The organism is Kitasatospora phosalacinea (genome assembly GCF_000717185.1).
In the GTDB taxonomy this organism is placed as follows: Bacteria; Actinomycetota; Actinomycetes; order Streptomycetales; family Streptomycetaceae; genus Kitasatospora; species Kitasatospora phosalacinea_A.
The window spans coordinates 1-16,923 of sequence record NZ_JNYE01000057.1 but is presented as its reverse complement, the minus strand read 5'-3'; the positions used below and the strand labels follow the sequence as shown (position 1 = coordinate 16,923).

Genomic DNA, 16,923 nt, shown 5'->3' with positions numbered 1-16,923 from the left:
GGAGGCTTCGCCATGCCCAGATCCAATACCGAGCTCCAACCCGAAGACGACTACCTCCGCTCCCTCGGCTACCAACCCGAACTCCTGCGCAAGATGGGCGGCTTCGGGAACTTCGCCGTCTCCTTCTCGGTGATCAGCGTTCTGTCGGGCTGCATGACGCTGTTCGGCTTCGGCCTGACAACCGGCGGCCCGACCGTGATGATGACGGGCTGGGTGGCCGTGGGCCTGGCCGTGCTGCTGGTCGGCATGGCGCTCGGGGAGGTCACCAGCGCCTACCCCACCTCCGGCGGGCTCTACTACATGTCCAGGCAGCTCGGCGGCCCCCGGTGGGGCTGGGTGACGGGCTGGCTGAACCTGCTGGGGCTGCTCGGCGGAATCGCTGGCATCGACTACGGGGCCGCGTCCTTCATCGCCGCCTTCGCCGGACTGCAGTGGGGCGTCGTGCCCACGCCGGGGCTCATCCTGGGCGTCTTCGCGGGCGTCCTGCTGCTGCACGCGCTGCTGAACGTCTTCGGGGTGCGGGTGGTGAGCGTGCTCAACTCGGTCTCGGTGTGGTGGCACCTGCTCGGTGTCGCGTTGATCGTCGGCGTGCTGGCCGTCGTCCCCTCCCGCCACCAGGAGCTGGGCTGGGTGATCGGGCACTTCGAGAACGGCACCGGCTGGTCCAGCCCGATCTACGCGAGCGCCATCGGACTGCTGCTGGGCGGCTACACGTTCTGCGGCTACGACGCCTCCGCCCACATGAGCGAGGAGACCACGGACGCCCGCGTGGCCGCGCCCCGCGCCATCGTCCGCTCGATCTGGGTGTCGCTGCTGGCCGGTCTCGTGCTGCTGGGCGGCCTGCTGTTCGCGGTTCAGGACTACGACACGACGGTGGCCGCCGCTGCCCCGCCGGCGCAGATCTTCCTGGACGCGCTCGGCGCGGGCGGCGCGAAGGCGCTGCTGCTGGTCGTCATCGGCGCGCAGCTGTTCTGCGGGAGCGCAGAGACCACTGCCGCGAGCCGGATGATCTACTCCTTCTCGCGCGACGGCGCGCTGCCGGGATCGGGGATGTGGCGCAGGCTGTCGGCCAAGCGCACTCCGGTCGCGGCGGTGTGGCTGTCGGTGGCGGTGGCGTTCCTCCTGGCAGTGCCCTCGCTGTGGTCGGCCACCGCGTACGGCGCAGTCACCGCGGTCAACGTGATCGGCATGACCCCGTCGTACGTCATCCCGGTCTTCCTGAAGCTGCGGTATCCGGAGAAGTTCACCCCGGGGCCGTGGACCCTGGGCCGGTGGAGCCGACCGGTGGGGATCGCGGCGGTGGCGTGGGTGGCGGTGCTGACGGTGCTGGTGTGCCTGCCGCAGCGCGCCCCGGTGACCATCGACTCGTTCAACTACGCACCGATCACCCTGCTGGCGGTGCTTGCCCTGGCGTGGGGGTGGTGGAAGCTGGCCGGTGACAAGTTCAACGTGCCGGTGGTGTCCGACCCGCACCTGGCCCAGATCGCGGCCCAGGTCGTATGAGCCCGGCGATGCGGACCTCTTCCTCCTCCACGACCCCTGTTGCCGCGCCGAAGGGGCCGGAGGCCCGGCTGGTGGAGCTGATCGACGGCGGCCTGGTCGAGGCGGTGATGGTTGCGCTGGTCGATGCCCAGGGCCGGTTGAAGGGCAAGGTGTTTGACGCCGGCGTTCTGCGCGAGCGCCTGGTGCGGGGGATCGTCTCTAGTGAGGTGTGCGGTTACCTGCTGGGCACTGACCTGGGCATGACGCCCGCCGACGGCGGCGTGTGGTCGTGGGCGTCGGGGTTCGGCGACGTGGACCTGGCCTGGGAGCTGGGCCGGGCGCGGGTGCTGCCGTGGCTGCCGGGCACGGCGCTGGTGTGGGCGCGGCCGATGCAGGCCGGGGACCGGCCGCACGCGCTGTCCCCGGTGACGGTGCTGGAGGAGCAGGTGACCCGGCTCGCCGGTGCGGGCCTGGTGCCGATGGTCGGGCTGGAGACGGAGTTCGTCCTGGTCGAGGGCAGCGAGCGGGACGCGGAGCGCTCCGGCTGGCGCCCGCGCCCGGCGACGGTCGGCAACCTCGACTACGCGCTCGACCTGCGGGGGAACGTCGTCGCCGTCCTCGGCGAACTGCGGCGGGTGCTCGCGGAGGCGGGCATGCCGGTGGAGGCGTTGAAGCTGGAGGGCGCGCCGGGGCAGGTGGAGGTCACCTTCCCCTACGGGCCGGTGGCGCAGGCGTGCGAGCAGCACCTGCTGTTCAAACACGCCGCCCGGGTGGTGGCCGAGCGGCACGGGATGTCCGCGCTGTTCATGGCGGCCCCGTTCACTGGGACCGGCTCGGGCCTGCACCTGCACCTGTCGCTGCACCGGATGCACGACGACGGTAGCGACGGCGCGGTGTTCGCCCCCGACGGCGAGGGCGAGCTGCTGTCCGAGACGGGGCGGCAGGCGGTGGCCGGGCTGCTGGACGTCCTGCCGGTGACCGGCCCGCTGTGGGCGCCGACCGTCAACTCCTACCGGCGCCTGGCCCGCGACCACGGCTTCGCGCCGAGGAGGGCGACGTGGGGGTGGGACAACCGCTCCTGCGCGGTGCGGGTGGTCGGGCACGGCAGCGGCCGGCACCTGGAGGTGCGGGTGCCGGGCGCGGACGCCAACCCCTACCTCGCGGTGGCCGCCGCCCTCGCCGGTGTCCGGCACGGCATCGAGGGCGGCCTGGTGCCGCCCGAGCGAGCCCGCGGCGACTCCTACCAGGAGGCGAAGGCGTGGCCGCTGCCGCACGACCTCGCCTCGGCGGTCAAGGAGTTCGAGACGGACCGGACGGTGGCCGAGCTGTTCGGCGTGCACCTGGTCGAACACCTGGCCTCCCTGTCCCGCTTCGAACTGGACCACCACGCGCCGCTGGTGAGCGCCGCCGAGGTCGCCCGCGGCTTCGCCCAGTCCTGAGCCCCGGCCCGGCCGCGCACCTCCCCGGCGGCCCGGCCGGGCCGGACCACACCACTTCCCCCTGTTCAGCACGTTGGAGAGCAGCATGGCCACCGCCCCCACCCTGACCACCGCCACTGGTGCGGAGCCCGACCCCGCCGACCTTCCCACCGCCCTGTCGGCGGTGCACCTGGTCGGCGTCATCGACCCGGGTATGGAGGGCCTGGCCATGCACCTAGCCGCGCGCGGCGCCCGGGTCAGCGGCAGCGCCCGCCCTGACCAGGTGTGCGGGCATGTCGCCGACCGGCTCCGGAAGGCCGGGGTGAGCGTGGTGGAGCGTCTGGTGCCGGAGCAGGTCGGGGGGTTGGGGTCGGTGGTGTGGTCGCGAGCCGTTGTCGGCCCGCACCCCGAGCTGGACGCGGCCGTCTCGCGGCGGGTTCCGGTGCTCGCCCGCACCCACGCTCTCGCGCTGGCCGGTGCCGGGTTCGGCGGCGGCACGCTGGCGGCGGTGTGGGGCAGCCACAGCACCGCGACGGCCGCTGCCGCCCTCGCCCACCTCCTCGACGACGGCCGCACCGGCTGGATCCTCAACACCCCCGCCCTCGGCACACCGGCCGGGCACCACGGCGCCGCGCGCCTGGTCACCGACCTCTCGCCCGACACCGGCACCCACGAGACGTCCCCCACCGCCCCGGTGCGGCTGTCCCCCGGGGCCGTCTCCCGCCCTACCCTGGCGCCCGCCGCGATGCTGATCACCGCCGTCGACCCGAACTCCCCGCACCACGAGGACTTGCCCGCGGCGCTGGCCATGGCCGAGCACCAGGCCCGCACCGCGCGCACCCTCCTCGTCCCGGACCTGTCGTGGTGGAACAAGCCGCTGGTGTTCCTGCGCGAGCGGCTGGCCGACCGGCCGGGCCCGCAGGTGGTCACCGTCGGCCCGTCCTCCCGCTGCGGCGTGCGGATCAGCGACCTGGAGAAGACCACCAGCGGCACCTACTGGGCCGAACTGCGCCACGGGAACAGCAGGTTCCGGTCGGTGGTGCCCGCGACCGGGCTGCACCACGCGGTGACGGTCGTCTGCGCAGCGGCCACCGCCCTCGTCCTGGGCGAGGACCCCGACGCCCTCGCCCAGCGCCTGGCCCGCTTCGGTGGCGTCGAGGGGTCGATGCAGCACCTCGGCACCCGGGGCGGCGTCAGCGTCGTGCGCTCCCGGGCCCGCCACGTCACCGAGGTCGCCCGCGACCTGCAGGCCGCAGGCGAACTCGCTGGCCAAGGCAGCGTGATCACGGTGCTGGAGCCGGACGGCTACGTCCGCACCCGCGCCCAGGCGGACTCCCTCGGCGCGGCGCTGGACCGCGGCCACCGCGCCGTGCTGCTGCCGGTGGCCGCGGGGATGCCGGTGCTCGACGTCGAGGACCCGCTGGAGGCGGTGGCGGCGGCGGCCCGCAAGGGCCTGCCCGCCGAGCGGGTGCACACCGTCCGCACCGGTCCGTGCGAGCAGAGCGCCGAGGAGATCGTCACCGGCCACGCGAAGGACGGCGACGTGGTCCTGGTCGTCGGCACCCACCAGGCACCCGCCCTGGCCGAGCGCCTGCTCACCCGCCTCGACACCACCGCCTGACACCCCCACTCGGCAAGGAGCCTCTCGTGTCCATCAAACAGCCCGCCCACGACCTCGACGCCGACCAGGCCGCCCTGGTGAGGCACGTCGTCGTCGGCACCACCCGCAGCACTCTTCGCTCCCAGCTCGGCATCGACAACGTCGACGCCGCCATCGCCGGCCTGCACGCTGCCACCGGCACGAGGAACACCGTCCACCTGGCGGCCTGGGCGGCGGCCTGCGGGATCGCCGCCGGCCAGTCGTACACCGCGCCCGCCGGACGCCCGCACCTGACCCCTCGGTACCGGCAGGTCCTCGACGCGCTCGTCGCCGGGGCGGACGACCTGGAGATCAGCCAGGAGCTGGGCGTCGCCCCGGCCACCCTGCGCACCTACGTCAAGACGATCGCCCAGCAGCTCGGTGCCGCCGGCCGCACCCAGCTCGCCGCCGCGGCCGTGCTGAACGGCGTGGTGCGACTGTCCGCGGTCATCCCGGGCTGGCCCGACGAGCCGCTGCCCGCCGCCGACAGGGCGCGTGCCGCGTGAAAGCGCCCCGCTTCACCAGCCGTGCCGTGACGGCGATCGTCTGCTTCCTCCTCGGCACGGGCACCGGCAGCGCCGGGATGTTCCTCGTCGAGCACCGCGACCGGGCGCAGCCGACCTGGCTGGGCCTGTTCGCGGCCGGTGCCCTGACCGCGGCGGCGACCGCCGACGGGCTCTCCCGCCGTGCCACGTCGCAAGCCCTCACCACCCCGCACCACCAGCACGAAACCCATGGCGGCCGTCCGGGTCAGGGCCGCACCCGCACCACCACCAGCTGGTGGCACCGATGAGAGAGGTCTTCGCCGAAAAGGTCCAAGTCGCACCCTACGAGTCCGACGAGCTGTTCCGGCACCTGCTGCGCTCGCACCCGGGCGTGGTCGTCAGCGCCGGTGCGCTGCTCAGCGCTGCCCCGCACGCCTCGCGCGTCTGGCTGCCGCCGCTGGTCCGGCTCCTGACGCACGCCCGCAAGGCCGGCCTTCCCGTGCTGCTGCACGGGGCGGAGCAGTCCCGGGCGGTGCGGGCGGAGTACAAGCGGCGCGGACTGCAGCAGTTGTGGACCGAGGAGCTGGAGGAGGACGAGCGGCCGGAGCAGGCTTCGCGGGGGTGGGGTGCAGTGACGGTGGTCCTACCCGAGGAGGCGGCCGAGGTCGTCGTCCCCGTGCCGGGGCTGCTGACCAGTGTCTGCGGCCGGGTGATCGGTGCGCCCCAGCACCCCGTGCCGACATCGCCGCTCACGCAGGCGATGCTCGTCCTGGCCGTGGCGGGCCGGACGATGGAGGAGATCGCGCAACGGTCCTTCTACGCCCCGGGCGCCGTCTCTGCAGCCCTCTACTCCGTTGCGGCTAGCCGCGGCTGCCGCAGGCCGGCGCACCTGGTGTGCCACGACGTACTGGACGGCTACCTGGACCCGGCCATCGCCGTGCGAGCGGCCGTGGCACTCCCCAGGGATCCCCGACCCGACGATCTCGATGTCCTGATTGCGGGCATCGACCGTCCGCAGGCCGAGGCAGCGCGTCGCCTCAGTCTCACCCGCAACGTGGCGAACGACCGGCGGGACGCGGCGCTCAAGGCCCTGGGCGCCCGCACCCCTGTGCAGGCGGTCGCGATCGGGCTGGCGATCCGCGCCATCCCCGAGGACGCCGTCCCGCTCCGCGACGCCTACCTCAAGCCGAATCGGACCACCCGTCGGCTGACGGGCCTCGTCGACGCGCTGCACTGACCCTCCGCATACCTCTCGCCCGCGAAGAAGAGATGACACCCCATCACCTGAACCCGCCGCTCGCCGGAGCTGGCCTCGCGTCGGCCGCGCCCGGGCTGTCGGCCGGGCCCGCCACGGCCCGGCGCGGCCTGCGCTACATCGAGGCGCCGGAGCAGTTCGAACCGGACGGCCTGCCCTCGGTGTACCTGGCTGGGACCGTCGACTGCCCCGACTGGCAGTCGCAGGCTGTCCGCCTCTTGGCCGACGCCGGCTTCGAGGGCACCGTCCTCAGCCCCCGCCCGTCCCGTAACCCCGCCGCCGACCCCTACGCGGCGTGGACCCCGCTCGGCTGGCAGGACCGCAACATCCACCGCACCAGCGTCGTCCTGTTCTGGAACCCGATCGGCCACCACCACGTACGGAACTGCTACGAGGCCCGCCTGTTCACCGGGCGGGGCGGGGCGGTGGTCGTCGGCTGCGACCCCGCCGACCCGGTCCAGCGGGCCCACCGGGCGCTGCTGCTCCACGCCGTGCCGTGGCTGCCCGTCGCCGACACCCTCGCGGACACCGTCTCCGCTGCCCTCGCCGAACTCGAAACCGCCGCCGCAGCCAGGCACTGACCATCCATCACCCACCCGCCCATGCAAGGACTTCCATGCTCCGCACCCAGCCTCGGTACCGGATCGAGGACCACGCGCTCCTCAGCAACACCGGCTCGGCCGCCCTGGTCCTCCCCGACGGGACCATCACCTGGGCGTGCCTGCCGGACTTCGACTCCCCGTCGGTCTTCACCTCCCTGCTCGGGACGCCCGAACATGGCTACTGGCGCGTCGGGCCGGCCGTCCCGGACGGGCCGCCGCCGGTCGCCGACCGCCGCCAGTACGTGGGCGACACCCTGGTCCTGCGCAGCGAGTACGACACCGGCACCGGCACCCTCGCCGTCACCGACTTCATGCCCGCCCCCGACCGGCTTGGCATGGTCGCGCGGCGCATCGTGCGGATCGTGGAGTGCGTGAGCGGCGTGGTGCACGCCGCCTCCGTCTACCGGCCCAGAGCCGACTACGGGGCCACCGCGCCGGTCATCCAGCGGGCCAGCTCCGGCGCCCCGTGGCTGGAGGCGGTCGCCGGGGCCGACACCTACTGGCTGCACAGCGACCGCGACCACACGGTCAACCGCGACCGGGTGTGCCGCGCCACCATCACCCTCACCGCCGGTGAGAGCGCCACGTTCACCCTCACCTGGGGCCCCACCCTGCGCGGCGCCCTCGCCGCTGCCCCCGAGCGGCCGGACGCCTACGCCGAGCTGGCCGCGACCGTGCAGCACTGGGAGGCGTGGGCGCATGGGTGCACCTACCGCGGCCCTTACCGGGAGGCGGTGGTGCGCTCCGCCCTCACCCTGGCGGCGATGTGCCACCCCGACGGCGGGATCGTCGCCGCGCCGACGACCTCCCTGCCCGAGTGGCTCGGCGGCGAACGCAACTGGTGCTACCTGTACGTCTGGGTGCGCGACAGCGCGCTGACCGTCGCCTCCCTGCTGCGCGTGGGCAAGGCCGAGGAAGCCGGGCGCTGGCGCGACTGGCTCCTGAAGCACCTCGACCCCGAGCACCTGCGGCCGATCTACCGCCTCAACGGTGGCACCGACCTCACCGAGCGGGTGCTGGACCACCTGCCCGGCTACGAGGAATCCCGGCCGGTGCGCCTGGGCAACGGCGCCGCCCGGCAGCTCCAGCTCGACGTGTACGGCGAGCTCGTCGACACCCTGCTGCTGGCCGAGGAGGCCGGGCTGCCGGCCGACCCCCGGGTCGACGAACTGCTGCTGGCGCTGGTGCGGCAGGTGGAGGATCGCTGGCGTCAGGAGGACGAGGGGATCTGGGAGATCCGCGGCCCCGCCCGGCACTTCACCCACTCCAAGGTCATGTGCTGGGTGGCTGTCGACCGCACCGTGTGCCTGCTGGAGCGCCGCCCCGATGCCGACCCCGCCCTCCTGCTCCGCCTCGCCGAGCTGCGCGAGCAGATCCACGCGGACGTGTGCGAGCGCGGCCTCGACACCGAACGGGGGGTGTTCACCCAGTACTACGGCGGCCGGACCCTGGACGCCTCCCTGCTGCTGATCCCGCTGGTCGGCTTCCTCCCGCCGGACGACAAGCGCGTCATCGCCACCGTCGAGGCCGTCCAGCGCGACCTTACCGAGGACGGCCTGGTGCTGCGCTACGCCACCGAGCAGCACGCCGACGCGAACGTCGACGGACTCTCCGGGCACGAAGGGGCGTTCCTCGCCTGCTCGTTCTGGCTCGCCGAGGCACTGGAGAGCGTCGGCCGAGAGGACGAGGCCCTCGCCCTGTTCGAACGCCTCCTGGCGCTGCGCAGCGACTTGGGGCTGCTCGCCGAGGAGTACGACCCCCGCGCCCGCCGCCATCTGGGCAACTACCCGCAGGCGTTCAGCATGTGGGCGCTGGCTGACGCTGCCGTCCGTTTCGGCCACAGCCCCACCCTCTGGGCGTTCGTCCCCGAGCAGGCGGCCGACGTCGCCTCCGCGGTGGCTGGGGCAGGCGTCCCGGCCCGGACGGTGGAGCTGGCTGGGCAGGTGAGCCGGTGACCGCGCCCCTGCCCGTCGGCGCCCTCGGTGCCGCGCTCGCCCGTTTCCCCCTGACCCCTGAAGCTGTTCCGAGGGTGGCGCCGCCGCTGGAGGAGCGGGTGGAGGAGATCGCGGTCCTCGCCCGCCGCGCCGCCGACCGCGCGGACGCGGGCTTGGCCGCCGAGGTCCACCGCCGTGCCGCGCTGCTGCACTTCGACCAGGGCCGCCCCGTGGTCCGGTCCGCAGGCCGGGGAGGACGCCGCCACCGGGCGCGTAGTCGGCCCGCAGGCCGCGGTTTTCTCGGTGAAGTCCGCGTGAGCGGAAGGTACGTTCCCCTATCGTCGGGTGGCATGAGGACTGTAGGGGAGGACGGGTTCGGGCACGCGGCGCCGTTCACGGGGGTGCCGCCGGTGCTGGACGACCGGACGTGGGACGCCTGCATCGTGGTGCCCGGCATCATGGGCAGCGTTCTGAACGACGCCGAGACGGGCCGCCCGCTGTGGGGGGTCGACCGGGCGATGCTCACCAACCCGAGAGCCGGGTACGGGCTCCTGCGCAGCCTGCACGCGGACGAGTCGGAGCAGGCCGCCGGCGCCGAGACCTTCCGGCGGACGCCGCTGACCCGGATCCGGGCAACCGCGCTGGTGTCCAAGCCGTGGTGGCTGCCCGTCCTCGAAGGTCTCGAGCCCTACACCGACCTCGTCAAAGCCCTGCGGAGGGTCACCCCGGCGAAGGACGCGGTGGAGACGTTCCCGTACGACTGGCGGCTGTCGGTCGACTACAACGGGGCGTCGCTGGCCTCCTACGCCCGCGCGCACCTGTCCAAGTGGCGCGAGCGGGCAGTAGCGCTGTCCGGGCCGGGCGGCCGGCGGCCGAGGCTGCTGTTCGTCGCCCACTCGATGGGCGGGCTGGTCGTGCAGGCCGCGCTGGAGCAGGACCCCGAACTCGCCGCCGACACCCGGACGGTGGTCACGGTCGGGACGCCGTTCCTCGGCTCGGCCAGTGCCGTCCTCACGCTCAACCTCCTGCACGCCGAGGCCAGGCCGAAGTGGCTCCAGGAGCGGGTGCAGGCGATGGCGGCGACGCTGCCGGGCGTCCACGACCTGCTGCCCGGCTACCGGTGCCTGGACCGCGGCCTGGAAGCCGACCGCCTCACCCCCGCCGACGTCGCCCGGTTCGGCGGCGATACCTACCTGGCCGCGCGCTCCCTCGACGCGCACACCCGCCGCTGGGAGCGCCAGTTCGTGATGCCGGGGCACCGGGCGATCGTCGGCGAGGCACAGGCGACCGTGCAGACCCTGCAGGAGCAGCGCGCCGACTTCTCGCTCGTCGCGGGCCGCTACTACGCCTTCGACGTCGACGATGATGGCGAAGTCGCCCGCGACCCGGCCACCGGCATCCCCCTCCGCCGTGACACGTGGGGCGACGGCACCGTCCACCTGCCCTCCGCCCAGGTGGGCACCGGGGCGATCACCTACGTCTTCGGTCAGCACGGGACGCTGACGTGCCACAACGATGTCCTGCGGCAGGTGGTCAACATCGCCCTGGAACGCCGCCCCGGTCCCCGTCTGGCCGGCGACAGCAAGGGCCCGGGCCTCGAAGTCCCCCGACTCGGCGGGACGTTCGGCGAATCGCTCACCCTCCACGCCACCGGCCTCGACAGCCCGGCGGGCGTGACGCTGAGCGTCACCAGCGCCACCACCGGCCGCCCAGGACACCCCCTCACCCTGCGCCGCGACCCCGACCGCACGGACGGAGCCCTCACCGCCCAGTTCACCGCCGAAGCACCCGACCTGTACCGGGTGGTCCTGGACACCGGCAGCCACGTGCCGATCTCCCAACTCGTCCTCGTCATCCCGCCCGACGCCTGAACCCGGCAGCCCTTCGATGACCACACCCGGAACACCGCACATCCCTGCCCAGCAGCCGGAACCCGCCGGTACCGGCCCGGGGGCGGCCGGGCCGCCCTCGGGCGGCGACCTGCTCGAAGGGTTCTCGACCACGGGGGGCACGGTCGAGCTGTTCCCGGTGAACTTCACCGCCTACCAGCACGATCTCCTGCCCGACCTGGAGACCGACGAGCACGTCCGGAAGATTGCGCACCTGCTCGCCCCCTACGGCCTCCACGTCAACCGGTGGACCGTCCCCGGGCATCGACGCGACCGGCAGGCAGTAGAGGACCGCCTCGGCACCTGGAAGCGGCCCGATGGCGGATACGGCAACACGGTCCTCTACTGGGTCGGCCACGGGAGTGCCGAGAACCTCGCCCACCACCGCACCCCCGCACCCATCGACGACGGCATCACCCCGCACGAGATCGCCCGCGCGATCGGCAGCCGCCAACTCCACCCCGACGCCGAGGACAGCTGGGCAATCGTCGTCCTCGACGCCTGCTTCTCCCGCCGCTTCGCCCAGATCGTTCACAGCGAACTCATCAACAAGTACGGCGATGCCGAGCGCTACCTGCTGCTGTCCACGGCTGCCAAGGGGCATGCGGACCTCGGGACCTTCACCCACGCCCTGGAACGGGCCCTGACCGTCACCTACCGCGGACGGCCCGCCATCAGCCTCGCCGAACTCGGCAACCAGCTTCACCAAGAACTCGCCGGCCACCGAGCCGACACCACCGACGACCGCCGCGACCGACTCGTCCGCCTCACCCCTGACGTCGCCGCCTCCGTGACCGCGCCCCTGGACCAGCTCGCCGAACTCCAGGCCGTCATCGACCAGCTCCCCACCGACGAGCAGCGCCACTTCCTCCCCAAGGCATCCGGCGCCGAACTCGGCGAACTCGCCTGGTACTTCCGCGGCCGCACACTCCAACGCGACCAGATCCTGCACTGGCTCACCACCGTCACCAGCGGCGCCCTGGTCGTCACCGGCCCCGCCGGCGCGGGCAAATCGGCCCTCCTCGGCCACATCCTGCTCCACACGAACACCCGCCTGCGCGACATCCTGATCCGCCACGGCCACCTGCAGCCCCTGCCCGCCGGAATTCCATGCCCCGACGGCCCCTTCCACCTCACCGCCCACCTCGCCGGCCTTACCCCCGCCCGCACCCTCCAACTCATCGCCGAAGCTGCTGGCCTCCCCGACCTCGCTCAACAGGCAGCCGCCGGACAGCTCCCCGCCAATCTCACCAGCCGCCTCCTTGTCGAACTCCACGGCCGTCAGGAACCGCTGACCCTGCTGTTTGACGCCCTCGACGAAGCCGAACAGCCCCTCGTCATCGCCGACCAGATCCTGCGCCGCCTCGCGGCCCTGCCCACTGTCCGCCTGATCATCGGCACCCGACGCTCCACCCATGAGGGCCCCGACCAACCCGCCCCCGACGACACCGACATCCTCGACGCCCTCCGGCCCCGGCCCACAGGCGCCGACGGACACCAACCGCCCGACCTGCAAATCGTCCAGGTGACACAGGACCCGGAGGCCCTTGCCGGATACCTGCGTGCCAAACTCCATGCCGCCAAACGAAACGGCGCCCTCGCCGCGGACGACGCCCTCATCGCCACCGCCGTGCACCGCCTCGTCACCGACCACCAGCATGCCGGCGCCGAACCCCAGCAGTTCCTCTACGCCCGCCTCGCCGCCCACGAACTCCTCAACGACCCCGCACTCCTGGCCGACCCCGCACCCCTCATCGGCCGTACCCACCGCCAACTCTTCACCCACGCCCTGGAACGCCTCCACCGCACCAACCCCCACTACACCCCCCTCCTGTGGGCCCTCGGCCTTGCCCAGGGCCGAGGTCTGCCCGACCAGGACGGAATCTGGACCTGCACAGCCGATGCCCTTGCCCCCAGCGGTGAGCGCAGCACTGGTGGCAGCATCCCCGGCCTGATCCGTGACGCCGCCCCCTACCTCGTCCTCGACCAAGAGCACGGCCAGAGCGTCTACCGCCTGGCTCACCGTACCTTCACTGAGAGCTTCACCGTCCGCGGAAGCTCTACCGCACACGCCGCTATCACCGCCGCCCTTACCCGGCACGCCCACCACACTCTCGCAATCTGGAGTGCGAACAGCGACAGCCCTCCACGGCTTGAGCACGTCAACTCCTACATCCGCCACCACCTCGCGGCCCACGCACGTCTCGGCCACACCGCAGGTGCCCTAAAGATGCTCGCCGACCACCCCGATGTACTCGACACCCTCGACCTCACCAGCATCACCACCCACGCACTTCACCACGGCCTACCCCCCAATGCTCTTCCACCGTCCATCGCCGGAACCGTTCTCTTCCGGAACCAGACCGTCGACGAGAGCGACTCCGACGACACCCTCGGCTGGCGCCGGTGGTGGCGACGCCTCGGAACCACGTACATCCAAGGCACCCCGCCACCTTCCGAAACCCGAACCCAGAATTCCCGGGGATGGCCACACGCCCTGACCGTCGGCACCGTTCGCCAACGGCAGCTCCACCTTCAACTCACCGGCCATACCGGGCGGGTGTGGTCGGTGGCGGTGTTCGCCGCGCCGGACGGCACCCCCCGCCTGGCCACCGGTGGCAGCGACAAGACGGTGCGGATCTGGAACCCTGCCACCGGCACCCAGGAGGGGCAGCCCCTCACCGGCCATACCGGACAGGTCTGGTCGATGGCGGTGTTCGCCGCGTCGGACGGCACCCCCCGCCTGGTTACCAGCGGCAGCGACAAGACGGTGCGGATCTGGAACCCCGCCACCGGTGCCCAAGAGGGTATGCCCCTCACCGGCCACGATGGCGGGGTGGGGTCGGTGGCGGGGTTCGCCGCGCCGGACGGCACCCCCCGCCTGGTCACCGGCGGCAGGGACAAGACGGTGCGGGTCTGGAACCCCGCCACCGGCACCCAGGAAGGTCTCGACTCCATCAGCTACGCCAGCGGGGTGGGGTCGGTGGCGGTGTTCGCCGCGTCGGACGGCACTCCCCTCCTGGGCACCAGCAGTAGCGGCAAAACGGTGCGGGTCTGGAATCCCGCCACCGGCGCTCATTCGGGTATGTCCCTCACTGGCCACGATGGCGGGGTGGGGTTGGTGGCGGGGTTCGCCGCGCCGGATAGCACTCCCCGCCTGGTCACCGGCGGCAGCGACGGGATGGTGCGGATCTGGAACCCCGCCACTGGCGCCCAGGAGGGGCGGTTTCTCACCGGCCACGATGGCGGGGTGTGGGCGTTGGCGGTGTTCGTCGCGTCGGACGACGCTGCCCGCCTGGTCACCAGCGGCAGCGACGGGGTAGTGCGGGTCTGGAACCTCGCCACCGGCGCCCAGGAAGCTATGTCCCTCACCGGCCACGATGGCGGGGTGGGGTCGGTGGCGGGGTTCGCCGCGCCGGACGGCACCCCCCGCCTGGTCACCAGCGGCAGCGACGGGGTGGTGCGGGTCTGGAACCCCGCCACTGCCACCCAGGAGGGGCAGGCCCTCGCCGGCCACGATGCCGGGGTGTGGGCGTTGGCGGTGTTCGCGGCGCCGGATGGCACTGCCCGCCTGGTCACCGGCGGCAGCGACAAGACGGTGGGGGTTTGGAACCTCGCCACCGGCGCCCAGGAGGGCGAGTTCCTCACCCGCCACATCAACGGGGTGGGCTCAGTGGCGGGATTCGTCGCGCCGGACGGCACCCCCCGCCTGGTCACCAGCGGCAGGGATACGGTGGTGCGGGTCTGGAATCCCGCCATCGCCACCGCCACCCAGGAGGACCAGCCTCTCATCGGCGAGGATGGCTGGGTGAGGTCGGTGGCTGTGTTCGCCGCGCTAGACGGCACCCCCCGCCTGGCCGCTAGCGGCAGGGACAAGACGGTGCGGATCTGGAACCCCACCACCGGCAGGCAGGAGGGCCAGCCTCTCATCGGCCACGATGGCTGGGTGAACGTGGCGGCGGGGTTCGCCGCGCCGGACGGCACCCCCCGCCTGGCCACCGGCAGCGACGACAAGACGGTGCGGATCTGGAACCCCACCACCGGCAGGCAGGAGGGCCAGCTCCTCGCCGACCACGATGGCGGGGTGGGGTTGGTGGCGGGGTTCGCCGCGCCGGACGGCACCCCCCGCCTGGTCACCGGCGGCAGGGATACGGTGGTGCGGATCTGGAACCCCACCACCGGCAGGCAGGAGGGCCAGCTCCTCACTGGCCACGATGGCGGGTTGAACGCGATGGCAGGGTTCGCCGCGCCGGACGGCACCCCCCGCCTGGCCACCGGCGGCAGCGACGGGGTGGTGCGGGTCTGGAACCCCGCCACCGGAACTGCCCACACGCTTCCTGTGGCAGACCAGGTATATGGGCTGGCGGAGCACGGCGGGTTGCTCATTGCAGGAACCGGCTCGGGATTCCTCGTCATCGACATCTCGTCCGTACCCACCGACACGGCTTGATCGTCTAAGGGCTGTCCCGTAACGCCTCCATCGTGCTGGTTGCAGGGCAGCGAAGGGGGATCCGGCGTGGTCCGTTCCAGCCTGTCCGGGTTGCTGTTCGGTTCGGGCTGACCTGCTGACACACTTGAGGAAGCTGGCGGGTCGCGGCAGCTTGACGAAGGAAGAGGCTGGCAGGCATGGCGGTGGAGCGGCTCGGTGAGATTCTGGGGGCGCCGTCTACGATCCCCGTCCCTGTTCCGTGGGAGGGGAGCGCGGTGGCTCTGAACGGTCTGCTCTTCCCGGCCGACTACCGGTGGCTGGTGGACACCTACGGGGAGATCAGGATCAGGTTCGACTTCGGGATCTGCATCCCGCGGCTGGACAGGGGCGGTTTCGAGGCGTTCAGCGACTACGCGGCGGATGCCTATGAGCAGGTTGAGCTGGTCCATGAGGAGCCGAGGTTCCCGGAGACCTCTGATCGGCCGCCCTACGAGATGTTCCCGGCTCCGGGGGGCCTGTTGCCCTGGGGCGGGGACAACCGGGGCAACTACGTCTTCTGGCTCACCGCCGACCCCAACCCCGACCGGTGGCCCGTCGTTGTCTGGATCCAGGACCTGGAGCAGTGGGACCTCTTCCCCGGTGGCACGACAGCATTCCTCACCGCGGTACTCATCGGCGAGTACCACCTGGGCCAAGAACTGCTGGGCAGCGAGGACTACCCCCTGTGGGAGTCCGCGGCCGACTGGAGCGGCCGAAAGTGACTGCCGGTCCGCCCGACCGGGCGATCCGAGCTACGGCGGCATCTGCTGCTCGACCGGTCAGCTGAACCGCTCGTGTCCCGGGTGCCATGATCTTGATGTGGCTGGTGCGATCACGGCTTCGGAGCCGTCATGGATAGGTCCGTTCACCGGGCTGGGCCCGCGCGACTTCCGGAAGCTGATCACGATGCTCCGCCGCGAGGGCGCCGACATCGTGCGCCGCGGCCGTCCGTGGGGCCTGCCGTTGGAGGACCGGGTCCTGCTGGTCGCCGCATACTGGCGTACCAACCTGACACTGCGGCAGATCGCCCCGCTGTTTGGGGTATCCAAGTCTGCGGCCGGCCGGATCATCGACCACGTCGGGCCCATGCTCGCGCTCAAGCCACGGAGCCGGTTTCGCAGAGGCACCGTGCTGATCGTGGACGGCACCCTGGTCCCCACCCGGGACCACACGATCGCCGAGCAGTCCAAGAACTACCGGTACTCCACCAACCACCAGGTCGTCATCGATGCCCACACCCGGCTGGTCGTCGCGGTCGGCAAGCCCCTGCCGGGCAACCGGAACGACTGCAAGGCATGGGAGGAGTCCGGCGCGAAGGCTGCCGTCGGCCGGACGACGACCATCGCCGACGGCGGCTATCCAGGCACCGGCCTGGTCATTCCGCACCGGAGGCCACGCGGCGGCGAGCTGGTCGAGTGGCAGGTCGAGCACAACCGTGAGCACAAGCAGGTCCGCGCCCGCGTCGAGCATGTCTTCGCCCGGATGAAGACCTGGAAGATCCTCCGCGACTGCCGCCTCAAGGGCGACGGCGTCCACCACGCCATGCTCGGCATCGCCCGCCTGCACAACCTCATCCAGGCCGCGTAGCCCAGCGCAATCGACGATCGACCCGGTCTCGCCCGCGACCCTCAAAGATCGATTACGGGACAGCTCTTAGAAGTCATCTCATTTGGTGATTCTGCGATTGCAGATGAGGGTGGCGGCGATGGTGGCGAAGGCCGCGAAGTGGGTGCCCTTGCGTTCGTAGCGGC

12 protein-coding genes are annotated in these 16,923 nt (G+C 72.3%); all 12 read left to right on the top strand.

Annotation, left to right across the window (positions count from 1 at the left end; all coding sequences use genetic code 11):
* The first annotated feature begins 12 nt into the window (after nucleotides 1-12).
* The 12 genes from OO57_RS23270 to OO57_RS23215 all read left to right on the top strand — a co-directional run bounded on the left by OO57_RS23270 (nucleotide 13) and on the right by OO57_RS23215 (nucleotide 16,759).
* On the top strand, nucleotides 13-1,503 hold the full coding sequence (locus OO57_RS23270) for an amino acid permease (protein ID WP_033254555.1): 1,491 nt from the start codon (nucleotides 13-15) through the stop codon (nucleotides 1,501-1,503).
* Nucleotides 1,504-1,511: 8 nt separating this feature from the next.
* Complete coding sequence (locus tag OO57_RS23265; RefSeq protein ID WP_158715197.1) at nucleotides 1,512-2,921, top strand: glutamine synthetase family protein; 1,410 nt, start codon at nucleotides 1,512-1,514, stop codon at nucleotides 2,919-2,921.
* An 85-nt stretch (nucleotides 2,922-3,006) separates the two neighbouring features.
* Complete coding sequence (locus tag OO57_RS23260; protein WP_033254554.1) at nucleotides 3,007-4,521, top strand: Mur ligase domain-containing protein; 1,515 nt, start codon at nucleotides 3,007-3,009, stop codon at nucleotides 4,519-4,521.
* A gap of 26 nt (nucleotides 4,522-4,547) precedes the next feature.
* On the top strand, nucleotides 4,548-5,045 hold the full coding sequence (locus tag OO57_RS39720) for a helix-turn-helix transcriptional regulator (RefSeq protein ID WP_051778128.1): 498 nt from the start codon (nucleotides 4,548-4,550) through the stop codon (nucleotides 5,043-5,045).
* Nucleotides 5,042-5,332 (top strand): hypothetical protein, encoded by a 291-nt coding sequence (locus OO57_RS23250; RefSeq protein WP_033254553.1) that lies wholly within the window; start codon nucleotides 5,042-5,044, stop codon nucleotides 5,330-5,332. The genes OO57_RS39720 and OO57_RS23250 overlap by 4 nt, the downstream gene beginning before the upstream one ends.
* Nucleotides 5,329-6,261 carry a hypothetical protein gene (locus tag OO57_RS23245; RefSeq protein WP_033254552.1) on the top strand — a complete coding sequence of 311 codons (933 nt, stop codon included), beginning with the start codon at nucleotides 5,329-5,331 and terminating at the stop codon, nucleotides 6,259-6,261. The genes OO57_RS23250 and OO57_RS23245 overlap by 4 nt, the downstream gene beginning before the upstream one ends.
* 32 nt (nucleotides 6,262-6,293) lie before the next feature.
* Nucleotides 6,294-6,860 (top strand): hypothetical protein, encoded by a 567-nt coding sequence (locus OO57_RS23240; RefSeq protein ID WP_033254551.1) that lies wholly within the window; start codon nucleotides 6,294-6,296, stop codon nucleotides 6,858-6,860.
* A 35-nt stretch (nucleotides 6,861-6,895) separates the two neighbouring features.
* Nucleotides 6,896-8,836 (top strand): glycoside hydrolase family 15 protein, encoded by a 1,941-nt coding sequence (locus OO57_RS23235; RefSeq protein ID WP_063737624.1) that lies wholly within the window; start codon nucleotides 6,896-6,898, stop codon nucleotides 8,834-8,836.
* Between the two features lie 329 nt (nucleotides 8,837-9,165).
* Nucleotides 9,166-10,686: an esterase/lipase family protein gene (locus OO57_RS23230; RefSeq protein WP_106974083.1), complete on the top strand. Its 1,521-nt coding sequence runs from the start codon at nucleotides 9,166-9,168 to the stop codon at nucleotides 10,684-10,686.
* A gap of 16 nt (nucleotides 10,687-10,702) precedes the next feature.
* Complete coding sequence (locus tag OO57_RS39715; RefSeq protein WP_051778126.1) at nucleotides 10,703-15,154, top strand: WD40 repeat domain-containing protein; 4,452 nt, start codon at nucleotides 10,703-10,705, stop codon at nucleotides 15,152-15,154.
* Nucleotides 15,155-15,408: 254 nt separating this feature from the next.
* A complete protein-coding gene (locus tag OO57_RS23220) occupies nucleotides 15,409-15,894 on the top strand; it encodes an SMI1/KNR4 family protein (protein WP_158715196.1) in 486 nt (161 codons plus the stop codon).
* Nucleotides 15,895-15,991: 97 nt separating this feature from the next.
* Nucleotides 15,992-16,759: an IS5/IS1182 family transposase gene (locus OO57_RS23215; protein ID WP_033254550.1), complete on the top strand. Its 768-nt coding sequence runs from the start codon at nucleotides 15,992-15,994 to the stop codon at nucleotides 16,757-16,759.
* Nucleotides 16,760-16,923 lie beyond the last annotated feature (164 nt).